Annotated in this window: 1 rRNA gene; it reads left to right on the forward strand. The window is 51.1% G+C overall.

Annotated elements, in window-relative coordinates:
- Nucleotides 1–223 (forward strand): 23S ribosomal RNA (locus WFN75_RS22575); the annotation flags it as partial.

The following is a 223-nucleotide window of genomic DNA, read 5'->3' on the forward strand; positions in this document are numbered from 1 at the left end:
GGTTAAGCGACTAAGCGTACACGGTGGATGCCCTGGCAGTCAGAGGCGATGAAGGACGTGCTAATCTGCGAAAAGCGCCGGCGAGGTGATATGAACCTTTGACCCGGCGATATCCGAATGGGGAAACCCAGTGCAATTCGTTGCACTATCGTTAACTGAATACATAGGTTAACGAGGCGAACCGGGGGAACTGAAACATCTAAGTACCCCGAGGAAAAGAAAT

It is taken from the genome of Leclercia sp. UBA7405 (assembly GCF_037152215.1).
GTDB lineage: Bacteria > Pseudomonadota > Gammaproteobacteria > Enterobacterales > Enterobacteriaceae > Enterobacter > Enterobacter pneumoniae.